Source organism: Halosimplex rubrum, assembly GCF_013415885.1.
GTDB lineage: Archaea > Halobacteriota > Halobacteria > Halobacteriales > Haloarculaceae > Halosimplex > Halosimplex rubrum.
The window spans coordinates 2140213-2159897 of the sequence record NZ_CP058910.1; the positions used below are offsets into that span (position 1 = coordinate 2140213).

Sequence of the window (19685 nt, forward strand, 5' to 3'; positions counted from 1 at the left end):
CTACACAAGTGCTACCGAACCTCTATGTCTTCGAAGAAAGAGGTGACGGGGACTAATGGAGCAACGCACGGACTCTGCGAATGAGATCGACTCTTGTGACCGGATTCTTCCGCTCCTGTCCGAGTCGGGGGACCGACGATTGGTCACCGAGTGGATCGAAGAGCATCCCTCCTACGAGCCGGCGGACCTGACAGGCAGTATTGAGGATACTGCCTTCGACGTGTGCATCATGGATACGGGGGCCTTTCAGGAACATCTCCCAGCCCTGCGCGCGAAGAAATCGGCTGCATCACCCGTGGTGCTCCCATATCTTCTGTTACTCAACGAATCCGATCCCAACATTACCGAGATTGATGGCGGTGACCTTGCGGAAAACGTGGTGACGGAATCGATTGATGAAATCGTCACGATGCCGATCCAGCAGGCCGAACTGCACTGGCGACTGGCAGCGTTGCTCCGCCTCCGAGAGCAGTCACTCACATTACGCCAGCGCGAGCGCGACCTCGAACGACAGGTAGATTTCCTTGAAAAAGCGCAGGACATCGCAGACGTGGGGGCCTGGGAGTACGACGTTCGTACAAACGAGAACACCCTGACCGAGGAAGTGTACCACATACACGACCTCCCGGAAGACCGTGAACTGACGCCTGAAGAGAGCATCGAGCACTACCACCCGGATGACCAGAATACGGTTCGAGAGGCCTTCTGGGGAGCTGTTGAGGAGGGCGAGTCCTATGATATCGAGGTACGGCTGATCACCGCCGAGGGCGACCAGCGGTGGGTCCGCACGCGCGGCGAGCCACAGCAGGAAAACGGCGAAGTCGTCCGCATCCGCGGGACGATCCAGGACATCACCGACCGCAAGGAGCGCGAGCGTGAACTCCGGCGTGTCAACCAGGCGGTTGAAGCTTCAGAGCACGCGATTTTCATCACTGATCCTGACGGGACGATCACGTACGCCAACCCGGCCTTTGAAGAGCTGACGGGGTTCACTCGGGAGGAAGCTATTGGTGAAACACCGGCCATCCTGGACTCCGGGGAAATGCCCGAGGGGTATTTCGAGGAGTTCTGGGAAACAATCCGCTCGGGCGAAACGTGGGAGGAAGAGGTGGTCAACCGTCGCAAGACTGGGGGGACGTACACTGCCCATCAGACCGTCGCTCCGGTCGCCGACGACGGCGACATTGAGGCATTCGTGGCGGTCCAGACCGATATCACGGAGCGCAAACAGCGAGAACAACGCCTCCAGCGACAATCACGAGCGATCGCGGACGCCCCAGTCGGCATTACCATCTCCGACCCGGAACAGGAGGACAACCCGCTGATCTACGTGAACGACGCCTTCGTGGAGATGACAGGGTATCCGCGTGAGGAGACCTTCGGGGAGAACTGTCGGTTCCTTCAGGGTGAGAACACGGATTCCGAGCGGGTGGCGCGGATTCGGGAAGCGATTGATAATGAGGAGCCGATTGCCATCGAGCTCCGTAATTACCGGAAGGATGGCACCGAGTTCTGGAATCACCTCGAAATCGCTCCCGTCAGGAACGACGAGGGAGAGGTGGTCAACTACGTCGGATTCCAACAGGACGTGACCGAGCGACGGCAACATCACCAGCAGTTAGAGACTCTCGACCGGGTCTTGCGTCACAATCTCCGTAATGAAATGAATGTGATTCGGGGGCGTGCTGAACTGATCCACTCCAAGACATCGGGCGAGGTTGCACAGTCTGCTGTAAATATTATAGATACGAGTGATGGACTGCTGGAGACAGCCGAGAAGGAACGAGCGATAACGGAAGTACTCCTGGAAGACCCGGTGGAAAAAGAACTCACTCTCAAGTCGGTACTCCAGGATATTGTTTCGACTGTTGAGTCCGTGTATCCTGAAGCGAGAGTTCAGGTCGAGTGCCCCGAAGGCGTGACTGTGAGAGCGACGGAGCGGTTTGAGGATGCACTCATTGAACTTGTTGAAAATGGGATCATTCACGACGACTCTGACTCTCCAGAAGTTACAATCACTGTTACCCGTAGTGACGGAATAATGCATATTGACATAGCCGATACTGGACCGCAGATACCCGAGGTCGAACAGAACATCGTAAAAGAGAATGCGGAGCGCACACCGGTGTATCACGAGAGCGGTCTTGGGTTGTGGCTCGTCAAATTGATCCTAACCCGTTCGGGGGGAACCATCACGGTGAACGAGAATACTCCAACCGGAAATATCGTCAGGATCACGTTCCAACAGTGAGACCAGTACCGCTCTACAGCAGTCCGTCACTGTGTACTGAGTTGTTGCCTTGTGGCGTCTTCTGGGCACTTACCAGATCGCTCCTCTTGTGAGCGTCTAGAACAGCAGTGGTACACGACGAATGCTGTGCTGACCGGTTCAGAATAACCTAACTTCGACGAACTCTATGCCAGTATGCACTCTCCATCTCGCTGGGAACTCTGAACAGCATCTGAAACGGATAGGAATGTCAGCGGTTAATTCGCGTATTCCATCTTGCACGGTTTTCGGAAGACATGCGAGATCTGTCAGAATTAATCAATCAATACGCAGTTCTCCCTGAGAGAGTGTTTCAAACTATAAAATGGATGAAAAATGAGGGTTTCAACAGAGCCGATGAGAATTAATTGACGAGATCGTCCCGCTACTGGACATCGCAGTAGTACTGCCTGTTAGAGGTTATTCAGGTAATCCCGTCGTTGCTCCATCTTTTCGCGCTTTGTCCGTCGGTCGTAGTGCTGTTCTAATACGACTTTCGAGACATTCGCTCCGTCTGAAACGGTGTTTTCGGGTATCTGGCTGTTGAGCGAGTGCGTGATGCTCCCACGACGAATCGCGTGCGGGCTCACACTCGACGGACAGCTGAACGCGGCGTCCCGATCAGTCGCTTCACAGTCTTCTGAATCGCGGTCGTGTGGACACTCGGCACCGTATTCGCATGGTCGAGTCGCCCGATAACAATACCCGCGTAGCGTCGTCCGGTGTGCTCGACCCTGGTGCGACGCGAGTAGCGGCTTTCGTCTCTGGTCATCCGTTACGTCCGGACGCTTGTCGACGATCCAGTCATTCAGGAGTTCACAGAGCTGATCAGACAGCGCCACGAGTCGCTCTCCGTCCTCCTTGTTCTTGATCGCTGTTCCCTGGTCTGGACGATGACGGACATCGAGGTACTGCTCGTCTGGGTCGTAGTCGTCGACGTCCAACGCGTGCGCGGCTCCGACACGCATCATCGTGTGCCACAGTACGGCGATTGTGACGTGCCCCAACGTCGCGTACTGGTACTTTTCGAGGTGAGCCAGTACGTTCGTAGCCTGATCCGAATCAAGCATGACGTCCCGAGTGTTCTGCTCCGGCGTCAGTGACGGGGATCGGACCTTGGTGCTCAAGTCCTGGTCAACTCCATCCACCTGCTCTAACCATCTGACGAAGACTCGCAGGGTGTCCATCTGCGTCTTCTCCGAGGCGAGTGAGAGGTCGCCTTCGTCGCGTCGCCACAGTCGGTAGCGGTGAAGTTGGCGACCGGTGAACTCGTCGAGATTCCCGATACTCTGTTCGTCGCACCAGCGAACGAAGTTCAGCGCCCATCCGAACCGCTTCGGCGTGTCGTTCATCGCCGGGGTGCTGGCGCTCACCGGCTGTAGCCTCGCACTGCTCTGGGTGTACGCCTCGCGCAAGCGCCTGCTCCAGACGGGGCTGGCCTCGCGCGCCGTGAGGTTTCAGGCGGCCCGGTTTCTCGTCGCGCCGCTGGTGTTCGGTCTCTCGATCGGTGTCGCCGCGCTGAACGCGAGGGCGGCGATGCTCACCTGGCTGTTGCTCGTCCCGATAAACGTCACCCTGCACTCGCGGCTGGCCGAGAGCGTCGAATCGGAGGCCCCGGAGAGCGGGTGACCCGCGGCCGGAACCACCCGATGTTTAACCCCGTTCGGACGAAGTATCGACCGATGAGTACGGGCAAGCAGTCGGCGCGGGTCCTCCTCGTCAACGACTCGTCGTCGGCGGCGGAGATCGGTGGTCGACTGGCCGAACGGGTCGAGACCGTCGAGACGGTAGCGACAGTGGACGAGGTGCAGGACTCGCTGACCGACGAGCGGTTCGACTGTGTGGTCTCGGAGTGGGAACTATTCGGACGAAACGGGATCGACCTGTTGACCGCCGTCAGGGAGACCCAGCCCGCAGTGCCGGTGGTCCTGTACGCACGAGCGGGGAGCGAGGCGACGGCGAGCGAGGTGGTCGCCGTCGGCGCGACCGGCTCCGCCCCGGAGGCGGACGGGACCGACCCCCGCGAGGGGCTCGCGGCTCGGATCGAGGGCGCGATCGACGCGTCCCGTTCGGGGCGTTCGGCGGCGGCCCGCGACGAGTTACACCTCTACGAACAGATCCTCGTGGGGATGCAGGAGGGGGCGTGTCTGTACGACCGGGACGGCCGGTTCAGGGTCGTCAACGACTACCTGGCCGAGCTCTACGGGACGACCCAGGAGGAGCTGAAGGGGCGACAGAGCGAACTGATCGAAGCGGTCCGTGAGGGAGGGTCAGGCGACCGGTATCGTGAGCTCCTCGACGGTGAGCGCGACGTGGTTCGGGGCGAGACGGAGATCGAGATGCCCGGAGCGGGTTGGATAGTCGTGGACTACCAGCTCAGTCCGTTGCGAGTCGAGGGACGGATCGAAGGGGTCGTCGGCGTCGCGGAGGATATCACGGGCCAGCGGGCGCGCGAGCGGCAACTGGAGCGCGCTCGCGAGGAACACCAGGAGCTGATCGACGGGATGAACGACACCGCGTGGGTCATCAGCATCGACGGGGAGTTCCTGGCGGTGAACGACACGGCCGTCGAGACGCTGGGATACTCGCGGGCGGAGCTGCTCGATATGCGGCCCCACGATATCGACGCGCACCTCGACGACGAGGAGATAACGGCGCTGATCGACGATATGCCCGACGACGAGCGACAGGTGTTCGAGACGGTCCACCGGACGAGAGACGGCGACGAAATCCCCGTCGAGATCAGCTCAAGCCTGATACCGTATCACGGCGACCCGGCGGTACTGAGCGTCGCGCGCGACATCACCGAACGCAAGCGCTACGAGCGGGAGCTACGCGAGCAGAACGACCTCCTCGAACAGCAGCGCGACGAGCTGGACGTGCTGAACCAGGTGCTCCGCCACGACTTCAGGAACGACCTGCAACTCGTGACCGCCTACACGGAGCTGCTGGCCGAGCGCGTCGAGGGGGAAGAGGCGGAGTACGTCGAGACGATCCGCGAACGGGCGAACAACGCGGTCGAGCTAACGCGGACGGCGCGGGACACGGCCGAGATGATGCAAACCCGTGAGGTCGACGACAAACGGGTCGCGCTTCGGCCCGTCCTCGAAGGCGAGATCGCCGACCTGCAGGAGATGTATCCCGGGGCGATCATCACCGTGGAATCCCCACCGCCCGCCGTCTCGGTCCGGGCCAACGAGATGCTCGGATCCGTGTTCAGGAACCTCCTGACGAACGCGATCCAGCACAACGACGCGGCCGTGCCCGAGGTGACCGTCTCCGCGACGGGCCGCGAGGGGTACGTGGCCGTCCGGGTGGCCGACAACGGGCCCGGCGTGGCCGACGAGCAGAAGTCGCAGATCTTCGGGAAGGGTGAGAAGGGACTCGACAGTCCCGGAACCGGGCTCGGGCTCCACCTCGTTCGGACGCTCGTCGAGAGCTACGGCGGACGCGTTCGCGTGGCGGACAACGACCCCGAGGGCGCCGTCTTCACCGTCGAACTCCCGAAGGCCGAGTAGTCGGCCGTGTCGGGAACCGCTCACGCCTCACGTCGCTCCCGGACCAGTTCGTCGGCCGTCCGGATGGCGTCGGCCACGCGCCGGGGTGAGGCGTCGACGGGCTCTAGGTCCATCCCGTGCTCGCAGGCGCGGTCACCGACGGCCCCGATATCGCCGTCTTCGACGCCCAGTTCGTCCAGTGTCACGTCGAGGCCGATGGCGAACAGACAGTCGAGGACCTCCGAGACGGTCGCGGGGTCGGCGTCGCGGGCGAGCAGCTCCGCGACGGTGCCGAAGCCGACGAGGAGGCCGTGGGGCTCGCGAACGCCGACGTTGGTGAGGCCGATCTGGACGGCGTGGGCGCCGGCGGTGCCGCCGCTCTCGAAGCCCAGTCCGGAGAGGAGGGTGTTGGCCTCGACGACGCGCTCGACGGCGGGGGTCACGGCGTCGCGGCGGACGGCGGCCAGCGCGTCGGGACCGTACTCGCGGACGCGGCGGTACGCCTCCTCGGCGAGCGCCCGGGCGGCGAAACTCGATTCCCCGTCTGCGTCGGTGAGACCGCCGGTGGCGGCGACGGCCTCGGCCTCGAATCGTGTGGCGACGGCGTCGCCCATGCCGTAGGCGAGGAAGCGAGCGGGCGCCGCGGCGACGACGGCGGTGTCGACGAGGACGAGTTCGGGGTTGCGGTCGCGGTAGCGGACCTCGCGGAAGTTTCCGGCGTCGTCGTAGACGACGGCGACGGTGCTCGTGGGCGCGTCGGTGCTGGCGATGGTGGGGACGACCGCCATGGTCGCGTCGATGCGGTCGGCGACGGCGGTCGCGACATCCATCGCGACGCCCCCGCCGACGCCGACGACCAGGTCCGCGCCGGCCGCCGCGGCGTCGTCGACGTGGTCGTCGAGGGCGGGATCGGTACAGCGATCGACGCCCGGGGCGGTGTGGACCACGTCGATCCCGGCGTCGGCGAGCCCCGTCGAGACGGCGTCGCCGGCGGTCGCGAGCGCGGTGTCGCCGCCGAGGACGAACGCGCGTTCGGCGTCGAGGCGGTCGAACTCGGCGCCCGCGTCGTCGAGGGCGCCGGCGCCCTGGACGTAGGCGCGGGGAGAGACGAAGCGTCGGTGCATGGGCGGCGGTGGGACGGGGAGGGGCTAAAGCGTTCGGTCGGGCCGTCGCGACCGGAACGAGTCGGGCGCGACGAGCCGGCGAGTTCCTCGGTCGCGCGAACGCTTATCGGGGTCACGGCCGACACGCAACCATGACCGAATCGGACCGGATCGTCGTGTTGAACCAGCCCGCACACGGGGTCCCGGCGAGCGAGTACGCCGCGGAGCTCCGGTCGCGGCTCCCGAGTTACCACGTCAAGCTCCCGCGGACGGAGGGTGAAACCCGCGAGACGATCGGCACGGCCCGGGTCGTCACCGGGATGCACATGGACGAGGAGCTGCTCGCGCGCGCCGACGACCTCGCACTGTTCGCCGGCGGCTCGGCGGGGGTCGGCCACCTGCCGCTCGACGCCTTCCGCGAGCGCGGCGTCGCCGTCACGAACGCCTCGGGCGTCCACGGCCCGAACATCGCAGAGCAGGTGATCGGGTGGCTGCTCGGCTTCGCCAGACGGCTCGACGAGGGGTGGCGCCGCGAACGGGAGCACACCTGGCAGCACTTCCGCGGCGGCGAGTTCCAGGGGTCGACGGTGACGGTCGTCGGCATGGGCGCCATCGGCGAGGCGGTCGTCGAGCGGTTGGCGGGGTTCAGCGTCGAGACGATCGGCGCCCGCTACAGCCCGGAGAAGGGCGGCCCGACCGACGAGGTCGTCGGGTTCACCGACCGGGAGGCGTTTCAGGGGGCGCTGTCGCGCTCGGAGTACGTCGTCGTCGCGGCGCCGCTGACCGACGAGACGCGGGGGCTCGTCGGCGACGGCGAGCTGTCGGCGATGCCGACCGAGGCCGTCCTCGTCAACGTCGGTCGGGGGCCGATCGTCGACACCGAGGCGCTGGTCGACGCGATCCGCGGGAACAAGCTGGGCGGCGCGGCGCTGGACGTGACCGACCCGGAGCCGCTGCCCGCGGACCATCCGCTCTGGGAGTTCGACAACGTCCGGATCACGCCGCACAACGCCGGCTCGACGCCGAAGTACTGGGAGCGCCTGGCGGACATCCTGACCGAGAACGTCGAGCGGATCGACGACGGACAGTCCGACGACCTCCGGAACCAGGTCGTCGTGCCGGGCGGGGAGTGACGGGGTGGTGGGCGCGATTCGCGTTCGCACGAGTCGCGCATACCACCAGCAGCATTTTTCCCGTACGGTCCCTGGCACGGGTATGACTGACGGCGACGAGTCGCGGCTGCATCCGAACCGCGAGCGGCGGGACGGCGGGGCCGGGGACGGTCGAGCCCCGGACCGGGAGCCGGGCGACGACCGGGCGAACGTCTCCCGCCGGGGGCTGCTCGCGGGCTCGGCGACCGCCGGCGCGGCGCTGGCGGGGTGTTCGAGCGGTCCCGGCGACGGAACCGACACCGGAACGGCAACCGGGAGCGAGCGCGCCGGCGGCGACACCGTCGTCGTCTTCAACACGGGCGACGCGACGGTGAGCCTGGTCGACCCCACGACCGACGAGGTGGTCGACACCCAGCACGTCGGGCTCTCCTCGTCGTTCCCGTCGAACCAGTACGCGCCCGACCTGACCACCGCTGCCGAGGACCCGCTGTGGCTCAACGTCGGGCGGGGCGTCCGCGCGGTCGCGGCGGGGTCGCTGTCAGAGGTGGCCCGCATCGAGACCGGCTCGGGGTCGAACTGGCAGGAGCTGACGCCCGACGGGGCGGGCGTCGTCGTCAGCGCCCGCGAACCCGCCCACCGGAACCTTCTGGTCGACGCCGACCGCGACTCGGGGACCTTCGGCGAGGTGGTCGCCGAGATCGACCGGACCGACGAGGGCGGTCGCGGCGACCGGGAGGGACCGGGGCCCTGCGACGTGACCGTTCACCCCGACGGTGCGTTCGCCTACGTTCCCGATCTCTTCGGGGACACCCTGACCGTCCTCCGGCTGGACCCGTTCGCGATCGAACGGCAGGTGGACGTGCCGGCTGCGACGGACGACGACGCCTCGGCGCCGTGGATGGGGACGGTCGCACCGAACGGCGACCGCCTGATCGTCGAGCATCGGACGGGTACCGAGAGCGTCTGGGACACAAGCGACCCGGCGAGCCCCGAACTGCTGGCGCAGTTGACGCCCGACGCCGACGGACTCGGGGAGGGCGCACTCACCAGCGAGGTCGGGCCGGAATCGCGTTACGGCTACGTGTTCACGCCGGGGACGGACGACGTGTCCGTCGTCGACATCGAGGGTCGGGAGGTGTCCGGCCGCATCGACCTCGGCGGGTCGGCGTTCGCGGGGACGTGGGATCCCGCTCGCGAGAAGTTGTACGTCCCGGTCCAGACGAACGACGAGGTGGCGGTGATCGACGCCGACTCGCGCGAACTGGTCGAGCGGATCCCCGTGGGCTCGTCGCCCTACGGCGCGACGGCGGCCCGCGTCCGCCCCGAACCCGACGGATCGGCGAGCCTGCTCGCGGCGATGGCCGCGGTCGGCCTGGACGTGGGCGAGGCAGACACCACCTACTGCATCGGCAACTGCGCCTGCGGCCACCGGCTCTGACCGCCGGGGGCCGAGCGGGTCGATCTCAGTGGACGGTGACCTCGCCGTCCTCGACGGTGATGTCGAGCAGGCTGGTCGCCTCGTAGTCGGTCCCGTCGAGGGCGCTCTCGCCGACCTTGTTGAGGACGACGACGATGTCGGCCACGTCGGCGCCGATGTCGTCGAGTGCTTCGGTGATCGCCGCGAGCGTGCCCCCGGTCGACAGCAGGTCGTCGACGATCAGGACCCGGTCGCCGTCCTCGATGTCGTTGATGTACATCTCCGAGGAGGAGTAGCCCGTCGACTTCTCCAGGGAGACCTCCTCGGGGAGCCCGTACTCGCGCTTTCTGATGACGACGAGCGGGATGTCGGTCTGCAGCGACAGCGCGGTGGCGACGTGGATCCCCATCGCCTCGGGCGCGACGATCTTGTCCACGTCCAGATCCGCGTTGCGGACGATGCCGACGACGACCTCGCGGAGGAGTGCGGGGTCTAACATCGGGACGCCGTTGCTGATGGGGTGGACGAGGTACTCGTAGCCGTCCTTGTCGATGATAGGTGCCTCGTGCAGCGACGCGCGGAGCCGTTCCATGCCTGGCGGTATCCGAGCGACGGGAAAAAGCTCCTCATTCGCCGGTCGCGGCCGTCGGTCGGTCGAGCCGCGAAACCGGGCGGGTCGAGCCGCGTTACTCCGGCACGGAGCCCTCGACGCCCTCGACGTAGCTGCCCATGTCCTGAAACAGCGTCGTGTCGTCGGCGTCGGCGAACTTGCTGTCGGCCCACACGTCCACGTCGCCGCTCTCGATGGCCGAGTGGGTCTCGTCGACGCTCGACTTCACGTCGTCGGGCACCTCCGGCCCCCACTCCGAGAGGCCGATGATGTCGGAATCGAGGCCCTCGAAGTAGAAGTCCGACTCCCACGACCCGTCGTGGACGGCTTCGAGGGTGGGGGCGTAGAACTCCTCCCAGTTCCAGATCGGGGAGGTGATGTAGTTATCGCCGCCCTGTTCGAGCATCGGCGCGTCGTAGCCGGTCGCCCAGATATCCGCGTCGGCGGCGGCCTGGACGGCCGCGGCGGAGTCCTGGTGCTGGGCCATCACGTCGACGCCCTGGTCGATGAGCGCGTTGGCCGCCTCCTGCTCCGTCGGCGGGTCGTACCACGTGTTCGTCCAGCGCACCTTCGTCGTCGCCTCGGGGTTGACCGAGCGCGCCCCGAGCGTGAAGGCGTTGATGCCGCGGACGACCTCGGAGATGGGCAGGGCCGCGACGTAGCCCAGCGAGTTCGCCTCGGTGAGCATCCCCGCGGCGATGCCGGCCAGATAACGCGCCTGGTACATCCGGCCGAAGTACCGGCCCATGTTCTCGCGGGTCTGGTACCCCGCGCAGTGCTCGAAGAGGGTGTCGGGGTTCTCCTCGGCGACCGACATCATCGTGTCCATGTAGCCGAAGGTGTTGCCGAAGACGATGTCGTAGCCGTCCTGGACGTACTGTTCGAAGACGGTCCGCGAGTCGGCCGGTGCGACGGCCTCGGTGTGGCCCGTCTCCAGCCAGTCGTACTGCTCGACGACGGCCTGACGGCCCTGGTCGTGCGCCCACGACCAGCCCTGGTCGCCCACTTCGGAGTTGTAGACGAACGCGGCGCGGACGGTGTCGCTCCCGTCCGTCCCGCTCCCGCCGTCACCGCTGGTGGCCGTGCCGTCGCCGCCCGACGAACAGCCCGCCAGTCCGGTCGCGCCCGCGAGTCCCAGTGCCTTGATCGCCCGTCGTCGTGTGATGTCTGTCGCCATTGTGTGTCCCGTGACTGTCGCCGCCGGCTCGCGACCCGCCGACCGAGCCCGGCCGACCGCTCCTGTCCGATACGGATCGGTCGGAATTGATAAGGTTGCCTATCGCGGACTGAGTACGCCTATTAGGACTACGGAGACCCTTTAGGGCCGGCCGCCTGCGAGTCCCTACCCCGCGAACTCCTCCCACGGCGGCCGCCGCGGAACGGTATATTCAAGGACGTTCGAAGCCGTCCGGTATCGTAATGGACGAGGACCCGTTCCTCCGGATGTCGGGCGTCCGAAAAGAGTTCCCGGGCGTCGTCGCCAACGACGACGTCGACTTCTCCGTCCGCCGCGGCGAGATCCACGGCCTCCTCGGCGAGAACGGCGCCGGCAAGAGCACCCTGATGAAGGTCCTCTACGGGCTGTACGACGCCGACGCCGGGAGCGTCCACCTCGGCGGCGAGCCCCTCGATCTCGACTCGCCCAAGGACGCGATCGACCGGGGCATCGGCATGGTCCACCAGCACTTCAAGCTCATTCCCCGGCTCTCTGTCGCCGAGAACGTCGTCCTCGGCGAGCGCGAGCCCGCCGGCCCCTTCCGCGAGCGGGGCGACACCCGGGACGCCGACGGCGACGGCGCTCCCGCCGACTCGAACGGTTGGCTCCCCGACGCGGTCCGCCGGAACCGAGTCGCCCGTGCCCTCGCCGAGCGGTTCACCATCGGCCTGGACGCCTCGGCGGCGGAGATCGAGGCGCTGGCCGACGACTACGGCTTCGACATCGACGTGCGTGCGCCGGTCGGCGAGCTCGACGTGGGCGAGCGCCAGCGCGTCGAGATCCTCAAGGCGCTGTATCGCGACGTGGACCTGCTCATCCTGGACGAGCCGACGGCCGTGCTGACGCCGGCCGAGGCCGAGCGGCTGTTCGAGACGCTGCGGACGCTGGCCGACAGCGGCATCTCGATCATCTTCATCACGCACAAGCTCGCCGAGGCGACGGCGATCACCGACCGGGTGACCGTCCTCCGCGAGGGCGAGACCGTGGGCACCGTCGAGACGGGGTCGGTCGACCAGTCCGAGCTCGCGCGGATGATGGTCGGCCGCGAGGTGCTGTTCTCGCTGGACAAAGAGTGCGTCGAGCCGGGCGAGCCGGTGCTCGACACCGCGGGGCTGCGCGCCGAGGACGACCGCGGGATCGAGGCGCTGTCGGGGATCGACCTGTCCGTTCGGGCGGGCGAGATCGTCGGCATCGCCGGCGTGAGCGGCAACGGCCAGCGCGAGTTGGCCGAGTCGCTCGCGGGCGTCCGCGACCCGACCGCCGGGACCATCGCGGTCGACGGCACCGACCTGACGGGCGAGCCGGCGCGGTCGTTCGTCGACGGCGGCGTCTCGTTCGTCCCCGAGGACCGCCACGAGTACGGCTGCGCCGAGGAGCTGTCGGTGATGCACAACGCGGCGCTGAAGGAGCTTCGCGACGACCGCTTCGACGACGGTCCGTTCCTCGACTACGACGAACTGGCCCGGTACGCCGAAGAGATCGTCGACGAGTTCGACGTGCGCGGCGTCCACGACGTGCGCGAGGTGCCCGCCGGCGACCTGTCGGGCGGCAACCTCCAGAAGCTCATCCTCGGCCGGGAACTCGTCCGGGACCCGGACCTGCTGGTCGCCCACCAGCCGACCCGCGGCGTCGACGTGGGCGCCATCGAGTTCCTCCGCGAGGCGATCCTCGACCAGCGCGCCGAGGGCACCGGCACCGTCCTCATCTCCGAGGACTTAGACGAGCTGTTCGACCTCTCGGACCGGCTGCTGGTCATCTACGAGGGCGAGATCGTCCACGAGACGACGCCCGAGGCGGCCGACCGCGAGCGCGTCGGCATGCGGATGACCGGCGGCGTCGCCGGCGACGGGACGGAGTCGGGCGCCGAAACGGGGACGGACGCCGCCGACCGCGCGATGACGGACGGCGGCGAGACCGGCGGTCGGACCGCCGGGGGCGATACCGGCCCGGACGAGTCCGACCGAGACGCGGCCACCCGGGGTGAGCGGCGGTGAACCTCTCGGTCGAGCTGGAGGCCCGCGAGGACGTGCCGGCGTGGCTGGTCTACGGGACGCCCGTGTTCACCGTGGTCGGCGCGCTCGCGCTGTCGGCGGTCGCGCTGGTCGCGCTGTCGGTCAACCCGGTCGCGGCCTACGGGACGATGTTCGTCGAGACGCTGACCAACCCCTTCGGACTGCGCCAGACCGCGACGCGGACCGTCCCGCTCGTGCTGACCGGCCTCGCCGTGTATCTCCCGCTGCGGGCGGGCCTGTGGAACGTCGGCGCGGAGGGACAGCTGTACATGGGCGCGGTCGTCGGCACGTGGATCGGCGTGAACGTCTCGCTCCCGATGGTCGCGCTCGTCCCGCTGGCGATCCTGGGTGCGGGGGTCGCCGGCGGCATCTGGGCCGGGATCCCCGGTTACCTGCGAGCGAAGTGGGACGTCAACGAGATCATCACGACGCTGCTGCTGACGTTCGTCGCCGTCCAGATCGCCAGCTACCTCGTCCGCGGGCCGATGCAGGGCGGCCTGGGCAACATCCCGGGGAGCGCGGAGCTGCTCGACGCGGCGAAGTACCCGACGATCCCCGTTCTGGAGGTCCACGCGGGCTTCCTGGTCGGCCTGCTGGCGGTCGCCGTCACGGCGGTGCTCGTCGCCCGGACACGGATGGGCTTCGAAGTGACCTTCGTGGGGTCGAACCCGCTCGCGGCCGCGCAGGCCGGGATGAGTACCGCCCGCGTCTACCTGTTCGTCTTCCTCGTCGGCGGCGCCTTCGCCGGGATCGGCGGCTTCAGCGAGATCTCGGGCGTCCAGGGGCGACTCCGGCCCGCGTTCTCGCCGGACTACGGGTTCACGGCGATCCCGATCGCCCTGCTCGGGCGGAACGGCGCCGTTCGCGTCCTGATCGCGGCGGTGTTCTTCGCTGTGCTGTTCGTCGGCGGGTCGCGCCTGGAGGTGTCCTACGGCGTCCCGGCGGCGCTCGTGGACGTGATCCAGGCGCTGGTCATCCTCTGTCTGATCACCGCGGAGTTCTTCAAGCGCTACAGCGTCGACGTGCAACTCGCCGAGGAACGGACGCCGACCGACGGCGAGCCCGGAGGTGCGGCCTGATGTCGTGCCGAGCGTCGCGGTCGGTCGACCGGCCGCCGCGACCGACGGGAGGTGGCGTCTGATGGTCGGGTTCGCCGCGGGACTGCTCGACGCCGCCGTCCGGGCGTCGACGGTCTTCATCTTCGCGGCGCTGGGTGAGATCATCAGCGAGCGCGGGGGCGTGCTCAACCTCGGCGTCGAGGGGATGATGCTCGTCGGCGCGCTCGGCGGGTTCGCGACGACGGTCGTCACCGGTAGCTACTGGCTCGGCTTCGCCGCCGGGATGGCGCTGGGCGCGGCGCTGGCGCTGATACACGCGTTCCTCTGTATCACGCTCAAGTCCAGCCAGGTCATCAGCGGCGTCATGTTGACGCTGCTCGGGACGGGGCTGACCACCTACTTCGGCACCGACTGGGTCAACGAATCGATCGACGGGTTCCCCCAGATGACGCTCCCGCTCGTCGGCGAGTACCTCGTCGGGATCCCGGTCATCGGCGAGGCGTTCTTCCGCTCGACGGCGCCCGACTTCATCGCGCTCGCGCTGGTCCCGACGGTGTGGTGGTTCCTCTTCCGGACGAACCTCGGGCTCGAAGTCATCTCGGTCGGGGAGGACCCAGAGACCGCCGACACCATGGGCGTCGACGTGTTCAAGATGCGCTACCTCTGTGTCCTCCTCGGTGGTGCGTTCGCCGGCGCGGCGGGCGCGCACCTCTCGCTGGCGTTCTCCCAGCTGTGGGCGACGGGGATGGTCGCCGGTCGCGGCTGGATCGCGGTCGCGCTGGTCATCTTCGCGCAGTGGCGGCCCGAGCGGGCGCTGGTCGGCGCGTACCTGTTCGGCCTGCTCGACGCGCTCCAGCTGCGCTCGCAGGGCATCGACCTGGCGCTCGATCCCGCAAGTCCGCTGGCGGGTGTCGTCAACCCCGCGCTGGAGCTGTTGATGCATCCGACGATCATGTCGACGTACCCCTACCTCGCCACCATCGTCGTGCTGGTCGTGACGGTCGTCCGCTTCGACGACTCGCGGCTCGGCGCGCCGTCGGCGTTGCTGGAACCGTACAGCCGCGAGACGGACTGAGCGGCCGGGCCGCCCCACCGGCGGTCTCAGGCGTTCTGGATCCGGTAGGGGTGGTCGACCTTGAACGCGCTGTAGGCCAGCACGCCGTGGGCGACGACCATGACGGCCAGGAAGCCGACGTTCCACAGCGGGTTGTTGTACCAGATCAGGTCGAGCCCCCACGAGCCGTCGACGAAGGGCCACAGCGGCTCGATCGGCGTCGAGATGTCCGGCGCCGAGAGCATGTCGGCGAAGACGTGGCTGAGATAGCCGACGAGGACGGCGCCGGTGGCGAACACGAACATGCTCGAGGCGTCGAACCGGTCGCCGTCGACCCACTCGTCGACGCGGTCGGTGAGTAGCCAGGCGGCCAGCGCGCCGATGACGAGCGCCGCCGCGACGGCGAAGACTATCGTGTGCGTGAGCCCGTGGTGGTGGAACGAGTCCGGGAACGCCATCGCGAGGTACTTGTCCGCGTCGGGTATCGGTGCCACGAAGACGGCGATGGCGACGAAGACGGCGCTGACGCGGTCGTGCCAGACGAACCACGCCGGGAGCGCCCACAACAGCGCCATCGCCAGATGTCCCATCACGTCGACCATTGCGCCCGCGTTTGGGGGTCGAACGGGATAGCCCGGCGGCCTGCAGGCGCAACTGGCCCGCCGGCCTCGACGGGGCGATTACTCGCGGGGGTCGCGCTCACGGAGCGCCGCCAGGTCCCCGCGCGTGTTGACGTTCGTCGTCGCCTCGGCCAGCGGCGCGTCGACGGCGTCGGCCGCGACCCGCTCGACGCTCAGTTCGTCGAGCAGTCCCATCAGCGCGTCGCCCGCCGCGAGGTCGCCCAGCGCGTCGTCGAGCGCGGCTCGGCGATAGAGCGCGTGCAGCGGCTGGTCGCAGCCGTCGACGACCGGCACGACGGCGTCGACCCGTTCGCCCCTCGTGTCCCCGGGCGCGGGCGCACCGCTCTCGGTGATCCGCGCTCGGAGCGCCTCGACGCTTTCGGGCGAGACCAGCGGCATATCGCAGGCGCAGGCGAACAGCCACGGCGCGCCGGTCGCCGCGACGGCGGCCGAAAGCCCCGCGAGCGGCCCCGACAGCGAGGGGTCGTCCCGGACCGGCTCGACGGGTCGATCACCGAGTACATCGCCCAGTCGCTCGGCCTGCGCGTCGGTCGCCACCGACAGCAGCGGCGGCCCCTCGGTCGCCGCGGCGACGGCGTCGACCGCGCGGACGACCAGCGGTCGCCCTTCGAAAGTCGCGAGCGCCTTGTCGGCGTCGCCGAAGCGGGTGCTCCGGCCGCCGGCGAGGACGACGCCGCGGACGCGCGGCCGGTCCCGATCGCTCATGCCCTCATCACGGACGGCCTCGGATTTGTGGCTGTTCATCGGGGACGGCCGTCCGACCGTCGTCCATCCTACCGGACGGGCAGTCCGCTCGGCGATAGCCGCCGACCGATCTCGGTGGCGCGCGCTGGAGCGCGCGTTCATGCGCGCGACGACACCGTGCGAGGGATGAGCGACGACAGGAGCGAATCGGCTGGGGAGGCTCGTGGCCGTCTGCGGTCGCTGTGCGGGGCGGTTGCCGGTGCAGTCGTGCTGTCGCGGTCCTGGCGGACTAAACGGGCGAGGCGCGCTCGCGTGCAGTTCAGTCGCCTGAGCGGGCCCTATCCGCGCGGGTGGTGCCGAGAGCGCGGATATCCCGGTCAGCGACCGCGAGCGCGGCGAGAGCTTTCATCGCTCACCGTCGACTGCGGTCGATCCGACAGCTTCGGCTGCGGTCGATCCGACGGCTAGCGAGCGGGTCGCAGTCACGCCCGACGAACGAGTCGAGGCTGTCGACACTCACGGGTGGCGACGAGCGACTCCCGAACCGGTGACGCGGAATTTACAAGCCGCCGGGCCGCCGAGTTCGGGTATGCAGGTCCTGGGGATCGTCGGGCCGTCGGACTCGGGCAAGACGGCGCTGGTCGAGCGCCTCGCGGCGCGCCTCGCCGACCGCGGGCGCGTCGCGACGGTCAAACACCTCAAAACGGAGCCGGCCGTCGACACCGAGGGGAAAGACACCGCCCGGCACCGCGCCGCCGGCGCCGCGGCGACCTACGGGATCACCGACGACGACGGCTGGTTCGCCACCGGCGCCGACCGGTCGCTCGAGGAGACGCTCGACGACCTGGCCGCCGACTTCGACTACTGCCTCGTCGAGGGCTACAGCTCGGTCGCGATGCCGACCGTCGCGCTCGGCGGGCGCGACCACGGCGGCGAGACCGTGGCGACGGCCGCCGAGGCCGACGCCGTCGACCTCGATTCGGTGCTCGCCGCCCTCGACGACCTCGAACCGTACGAGTCGCTGGCCTCGCTGGTCGCCGAGGTGAAGCGCTCGCCCGACGCCCGCTACGCCGGCGCCGTCGCGACGTTCACCGGTCGGGTGCGCACGCAGGAGAGTCCCGACGACGAGCCGACCGAACACCTGGAGTTCGAGAAGTACGACGGCGTCGCCGAGAAGCGGATGGCGACGATCCGCGCGGCGCTCGAATCGCGCGACGGCGTCCGCGAGGTCCGGATGCACCACCGCACCGGCGTCGTCGAGGCCGGCGAGGACATCGTCTTCGTCGTCGTCCTCGCGGGCCATCGCCGGGAGGCCTTCGAGACCGTCGAGGACGGCATCGACCGGCTGAAAGACGAGGTGCCGCTGTTCAAGAAGGAGGTCACCGTCGACGACGCCTTCTGGTCCCACGAGCGGCCCGAGTAGGCGGAAGCACCGAGTGAGGCTAGCTATTTAGGGTCGGAACCTTTGCCTGAGAGGGTGGTACGTCCGTTCGATGGAAAGCACTCGCTCGGCGACGGACGCGGATGCGTCGGTCTTCGAAGTGGAGTTCGACGTTCGGGACAGCAAGTATCCGTTCGTCGGCGCCTCCGAAGCGGAGGCGTGTACGTTCGACCTCGCGGAGATGGTACCGCGACAGGACGGGGAGTACGCGGAGTTTTTCAACGTGACCGGCACCGAGGTCGAGCGGGTCGCCGACCGGGCCGAGGAGTACGAGACGCTCGACGCGACCGTCCTGCGGGCGTGGGACGGCGGGGGCCTCGTCGAGTTCGCCGTCGCCGGCGACTGCCCCGCCATGTCGCTGGCCGAACACGGCGGGCTCCCGCGGCAGGTCCGGAGCGCCGACGGCGTCGGGCGGATCACCGCCGAGATACCGCCGCCGTACGAGGCATCGACGGTCATCGACTCGTTCCTCGACGACACGCCGGAAGCGGAACTCGCGTCGAAGCGCCGGGTCGACTCGGTGACGCCCCTCTTCTCGAACGTGGCCTTCGAGGAGGCGCTCCACATCTATCTCACCGACAGACAGCGCGAGGTCGTCGAGACGGCCTTCCGGGCGGGCTACTACGAGTGGCCCCGGGAAGCCACCGGCGAGGAGGTCGCCGCGGAACTCGGCATCACCTCGGCGACGTTCTCCGAACACGTCCACGCCGCCGAACGGCGCCTCTTCTCGGCGTTGCTGTCCGGACCGAACGCCGGGGGGTAGCCGGGGACTCGTGGACCGGGTGTGACTGCCGGGTCGCGGCCGTGTCAGGCCGTCCCGTCGGGGCGGAGCGACGCGGTCACGTCGCCGTCGGCCCGCACGGTCACGTCGCACGACTCGTATCGGAACCGGACCGGCGAGTCCGCGGCGGTCGACCCGACTTCTCGGCGGCGGTCGACGACGCGCGCGAGGGTGTCGGTGTCGAGAGCGTCGAAGACGGGTTCCATGTCGAGCGGGTCCAGATCCGTCTCCGCCGCGACGGCGCGGACCACGCACAGGAGGGCCTTCGATTCGTCCGTCGGCCCACGGTCGGTCGGCGTCTCGATATCGCGTTCTCTCCGGTCGGCGTCGGATAATCTATCGGTTCGAAACATTGTGGTAGGGGTTACCGTTGGTTCCACGAGCGGCTGTGTCCGCTAAACTTCGGTCCCTACAGTTCGAGGGTCGCCTCCGGGCCCGCCACAGACCGCCGCGCCGTCACCGGTCGATCTGGATGTCCTGCCGGAGGATCACCTCGTCGTCGGTGATCTCCTCGACGTACTCGTCGCGGAGCGGCCCCTCGCGGATGTCGGGGTCGTCGTCCCAGCCGACACGAGCCTCGATCCGGTCGGTCCAGCTCGGGTGAATGTCGACGTAGGCGGTGTTTCCCTCGAAGTCCTCGATCATCCCGACCTCGTCGCCGACCGGGTTGACGACGGTCTTTCCCACGCCGTCCTCGGTGTGCTCGAACATATCCGTGCTTCGCGCCGACGTAACTCCCCGGTCGGGCGCGCACTCGCAGGGGACGACCCGGCCGTCGGCGGCGCTCACC

At 67.9% G+C, this 19685-nt stretch carries 18 protein-coding genes; 10 read left to right on the forward strand and 8 right to left on the reverse strand.

Annotation, left to right across the window (positions count from 1 at the left end):
- The first annotated feature begins 55 nt into the window (after positions 1-55).
- Positions 56-2251 (forward strand): PAS domain S-box protein, encoded by a 2196-nt coding sequence (locus HZS55_RS10655; RefSeq protein ID WP_179911651.1) that lies wholly within the window; start codon positions 56-58, stop codon positions 2249-2251.
- A gap of 431 nt (positions 2252-2682) precedes the next feature.
- Here the strand turns inward: HZS55_RS10655 and HZS55_RS10660 are convergent, their stop codons facing one another.
- A complete protein-coding gene (locus HZS55_RS10660) occupies positions 2683-3621 on the reverse strand; it encodes a tyrosine-type recombinase/integrase (RefSeq protein ID WP_218927296.1) in 939 nt (312 codons plus the stop codon).
- On the opposite strand from HZS55_RS10660, the gene HZS55_RS10665 reads away from it, so the two are divergent.
- A complete protein-coding gene (locus tag HZS55_RS10665; RefSeq protein ID WP_179911652.1) occupies positions 3611-3898 on the forward strand; it encodes a hypothetical protein in 288 nt (95 codons plus the stop codon). The two genes, HZS55_RS10660 and HZS55_RS10665, sit on opposite strands and share 11 nt — an antisense overlap.
- Positions 3899-3951: 53 nt before the next feature.
- Entirely contained in the window at positions 3952-5787 is a 1836-nt protein-coding gene (locus HZS55_RS10670) for a hybrid sensor histidine kinase/response regulator (RefSeq protein ID WP_179911653.1), read from the forward strand.
- A 20-nt stretch (positions 5788-5807) separates the two neighbouring features.
- On the opposite strand, the gene HZS55_RS10675 is transcribed toward HZS55_RS10670, so the two are convergent.
- Positions 5808-6890 carry an iron-containing alcohol dehydrogenase gene (locus HZS55_RS10675; RefSeq protein ID WP_179911654.1) on the reverse strand — a complete coding sequence of 361 codons (1083 nt, stop codon included), beginning with the start codon at positions 6888-6890 and terminating at the stop codon, positions 5808-5810.
- Between the two features lie 131 nt (positions 6891-7021).
- On the opposite strand from HZS55_RS10675, the gene HZS55_RS10680 reads away from it, so the two are divergent.
- Together HZS55_RS10680 and HZS55_RS10685 are read left to right on the forward strand one after the other, a co-directional pair.
- Positions 7022-8002 carry a D-2-hydroxyacid dehydrogenase gene (locus HZS55_RS10680; protein ID WP_179911655.1) on the forward strand — a complete coding sequence of 327 codons (981 nt, stop codon included), beginning with the start codon at positions 7022-7024 and terminating at the stop codon, positions 8000-8002.
- Between the two features lie 82 nt (positions 8003-8084).
- Positions 8085-9419, forward strand: a complete 1335-nt coding sequence (locus tag HZS55_RS10685; protein WP_179911656.1) for a hypothetical protein — start codon at positions 8085-8087, stop codon at positions 9417-9419.
- A gap of 25 nt (positions 9420-9444) precedes the next feature.
- Here HZS55_RS10685 and hpt read toward each other — a convergent pair whose 3' ends face one another.
- Both hpt and HZS55_RS10695 read right to left on the reverse strand, forming a co-directional pair.
- Entirely contained in the window at positions 9445-9990 is a 546-nt protein-coding gene (gene hpt, locus HZS55_RS10690; RefSeq protein ID WP_179911657.1) for a hypoxanthine/guanine phosphoribosyltransferase, read from the reverse strand.
- Positions 9991-10084: 94 nt separating this feature from the next.
- Positions 10085-11185, reverse strand: a complete 1101-nt coding sequence (locus tag HZS55_RS10695; protein ID WP_179911658.1) for a BMP family ABC transporter substrate-binding protein — start codon at positions 11183-11185, stop codon at positions 10085-10087.
- Positions 11186-11427: 242 nt separating this feature from the next.
- Between HZS55_RS10695 and HZS55_RS10700 the strand changes: the two genes are divergently transcribed.
- The 3 genes from HZS55_RS10700 to HZS55_RS10710 all read left to right on the forward strand — a co-directional run bounded on the left by HZS55_RS10700 (position 11428) and on the right by HZS55_RS10710 (position 15369).
- The gene (locus HZS55_RS10700) at positions 11428-13218 is read left to right on the forward strand and encodes an ABC transporter ATP-binding protein (protein ID WP_179911659.1); all 1791 of its coding nucleotides are present in this window, start codon (positions 11428-11430) and stop codon (positions 13216-13218) included.
- Positions 13215-14315 (forward strand): ABC transporter permease, encoded by a 1101-nt coding sequence (locus HZS55_RS10705; RefSeq protein WP_179911660.1) that lies wholly within the window; start codon positions 13215-13217, stop codon positions 14313-14315. Before HZS55_RS10700 ends, HZS55_RS10705 begins: the two co-directional genes overlap by 4 nt.
- Before the next feature lie 61 nt (positions 14316-14376).
- A complete protein-coding gene (locus HZS55_RS10710; RefSeq protein WP_179911661.1) occupies positions 14377-15369 on the forward strand; it encodes an ABC transporter permease in 993 nt (330 codons plus the stop codon).
- Between the two features lie 26 nt (positions 15370-15395).
- Here the strand turns inward: HZS55_RS10710 and HZS55_RS10715 are convergent, their stop codons facing one another.
- Together HZS55_RS10715 and mobA are read right to left on the reverse strand one after the other, a co-directional pair.
- Positions 15396-15950 carry a metal-dependent hydrolase gene (locus tag HZS55_RS10715; protein WP_179911662.1) on the reverse strand — a complete coding sequence of 185 codons (555 nt, stop codon included), beginning with the start codon at positions 15948-15950 and terminating at the stop codon, positions 15396-15398.
- 78 nt (positions 15951-16028) lie between these two features.
- Positions 16029-16733, reverse strand: coding sequence for a molybdenum cofactor guanylyltransferase (mobA, locus tag HZS55_RS10720; RefSeq protein ID WP_179911663.1), 705 nt, complete (start codon positions 16731-16733; stop codon positions 16029-16031).
- A gap of 529 nt (positions 16734-17262) precedes the next feature.
- Here mobA and HZS55_RS10725 point away from each other — a divergent pair.
- A complete protein-coding gene (locus HZS55_RS10725; protein ID WP_179911664.1) occupies positions 17263-18096 on the forward strand; it encodes a molybdopterin synthase in 834 nt (277 codons plus the stop codon).
- 70 nt (positions 18097-18166) lie between these two features.
- Positions 18167-18877, forward strand: a complete 711-nt coding sequence (locus tag HZS55_RS10730; RefSeq protein ID WP_179911665.1) for a helix-turn-helix domain-containing protein — start codon at positions 18167-18169, stop codon at positions 18875-18877.
- Between the two features lie 44 nt (positions 18878-18921).
- Here HZS55_RS10730 and HZS55_RS10735 read toward each other — a convergent pair whose 3' ends face one another.
- Positions 18922-19248, reverse strand: a complete 327-nt coding sequence (locus HZS55_RS10735) for a HalOD1 output domain-containing protein (protein WP_179911666.1) — start codon at positions 19246-19248, stop codon at positions 18922-18924.
- A gap of 103 nt (positions 19249-19351) precedes the next feature.
- Positions 19352-19684 carry a hypothetical protein gene (locus tag HZS55_RS10740; RefSeq protein ID WP_179911667.1) on the reverse strand — a complete coding sequence of 111 codons (333 nt, stop codon included), beginning with the start codon at positions 19682-19684 and terminating at the stop codon, positions 19352-19354.
- Position 19685: the final 1 nt, after the last annotated feature.

What these genes read in the sequence shown, in the direction of transcription:
- HZS55_RS10655 (WP_179911651.1), top strand. Translation starts at nt 56, where the DNA reads ATGGAGCAACGCACGGACTCTGCGAATGAGATCGACTCTTGTGACCGG.
- HZS55_RS10660 (WP_218927296.1), bottom strand. Translation starts at nt 3,621, where the DNA reads ATGAACGACACGCCGAAGCGGTTCGGATGGGCGCTGAACTTCGTTCGC.
- HZS55_RS10670 (WP_179911653.1), top strand. Translation starts at nt 3,952, where the DNA reads ATGAGTACGGGCAAGCAGTCGGCGCGGGTCCTCCTCGTCAACGACTCG.
- HZS55_RS10675 (WP_179911654.1), bottom strand. Translation starts at nt 6,890, where the DNA reads ATGCACCGACGCTTCGTCTCTCCCCGCGCCTACGTCCAGGGCGCCGGC.
- HZS55_RS10680 (WP_179911655.1), top strand. Translation starts at nt 7,022, where the DNA reads ATGACCGAATCGGACCGGATCGTCGTGTTGAACCAGCCCGCACACGGG.
- HZS55_RS10685 (WP_179911656.1), top strand. Translation starts at nt 8,085, where the DNA reads ATGACTGACGGCGACGAGTCGCGGCTGCATCCGAACCGCGAGCGGCGG.
- hpt (WP_179911657.1), bottom strand. Translation starts at nt 9,990, where the DNA reads ATGGAACGGCTCCGCGCGTCGCTGCACGAGGCACCTATCATCGACAAG.
- HZS55_RS10695 (WP_179911658.1), bottom strand. Translation starts at nt 11,185, where the DNA reads ATGGCGACAGACATCACACGACGACGGGCGATCAAGGCACTGGGACTC.
- HZS55_RS10700 (WP_179911659.1), top strand. Translation starts at nt 11,428, where the DNA reads ATGGACGAGGACCCGTTCCTCCGGATGTCGGGCGTCCGAAAAGAGTTC.
- HZS55_RS10710 (WP_179911661.1), top strand. Translation starts at nt 14,377, where the DNA reads ATGGTCGGGTTCGCCGCGGGACTGCTCGACGCCGCCGTCCGGGCGTCG.
- HZS55_RS10715 (WP_179911662.1), bottom strand. Translation starts at nt 15,950, where the DNA reads ATGGTCGACGTGATGGGACATCTGGCGATGGCGCTGTTGTGGGCGCTC.
- mobA (WP_179911663.1), bottom strand. Translation starts at nt 16,733, where the DNA reads ATGAACAGCCACAAATCCGAGGCCGTCCGTGATGAGGGCATGAGCGAT.
- HZS55_RS10725 (WP_179911664.1), top strand. Translation starts at nt 17,263, where the DNA reads ATGCAGGTCCTGGGGATCGTCGGGCCGTCGGACTCGGGCAAGACGGCG.
- HZS55_RS10730 (WP_179911665.1), top strand. Translation starts at nt 18,167, where the DNA reads ATGGAAAGCACTCGCTCGGCGACGGACGCGGATGCGTCGGTCTTCGAA.
- HZS55_RS10735 (WP_179911666.1), bottom strand. Translation starts at nt 19,248, where the DNA reads ATGTTTCGAACCGATAGATTATCCGACGCCGACCGGAGAGAACGCGAT.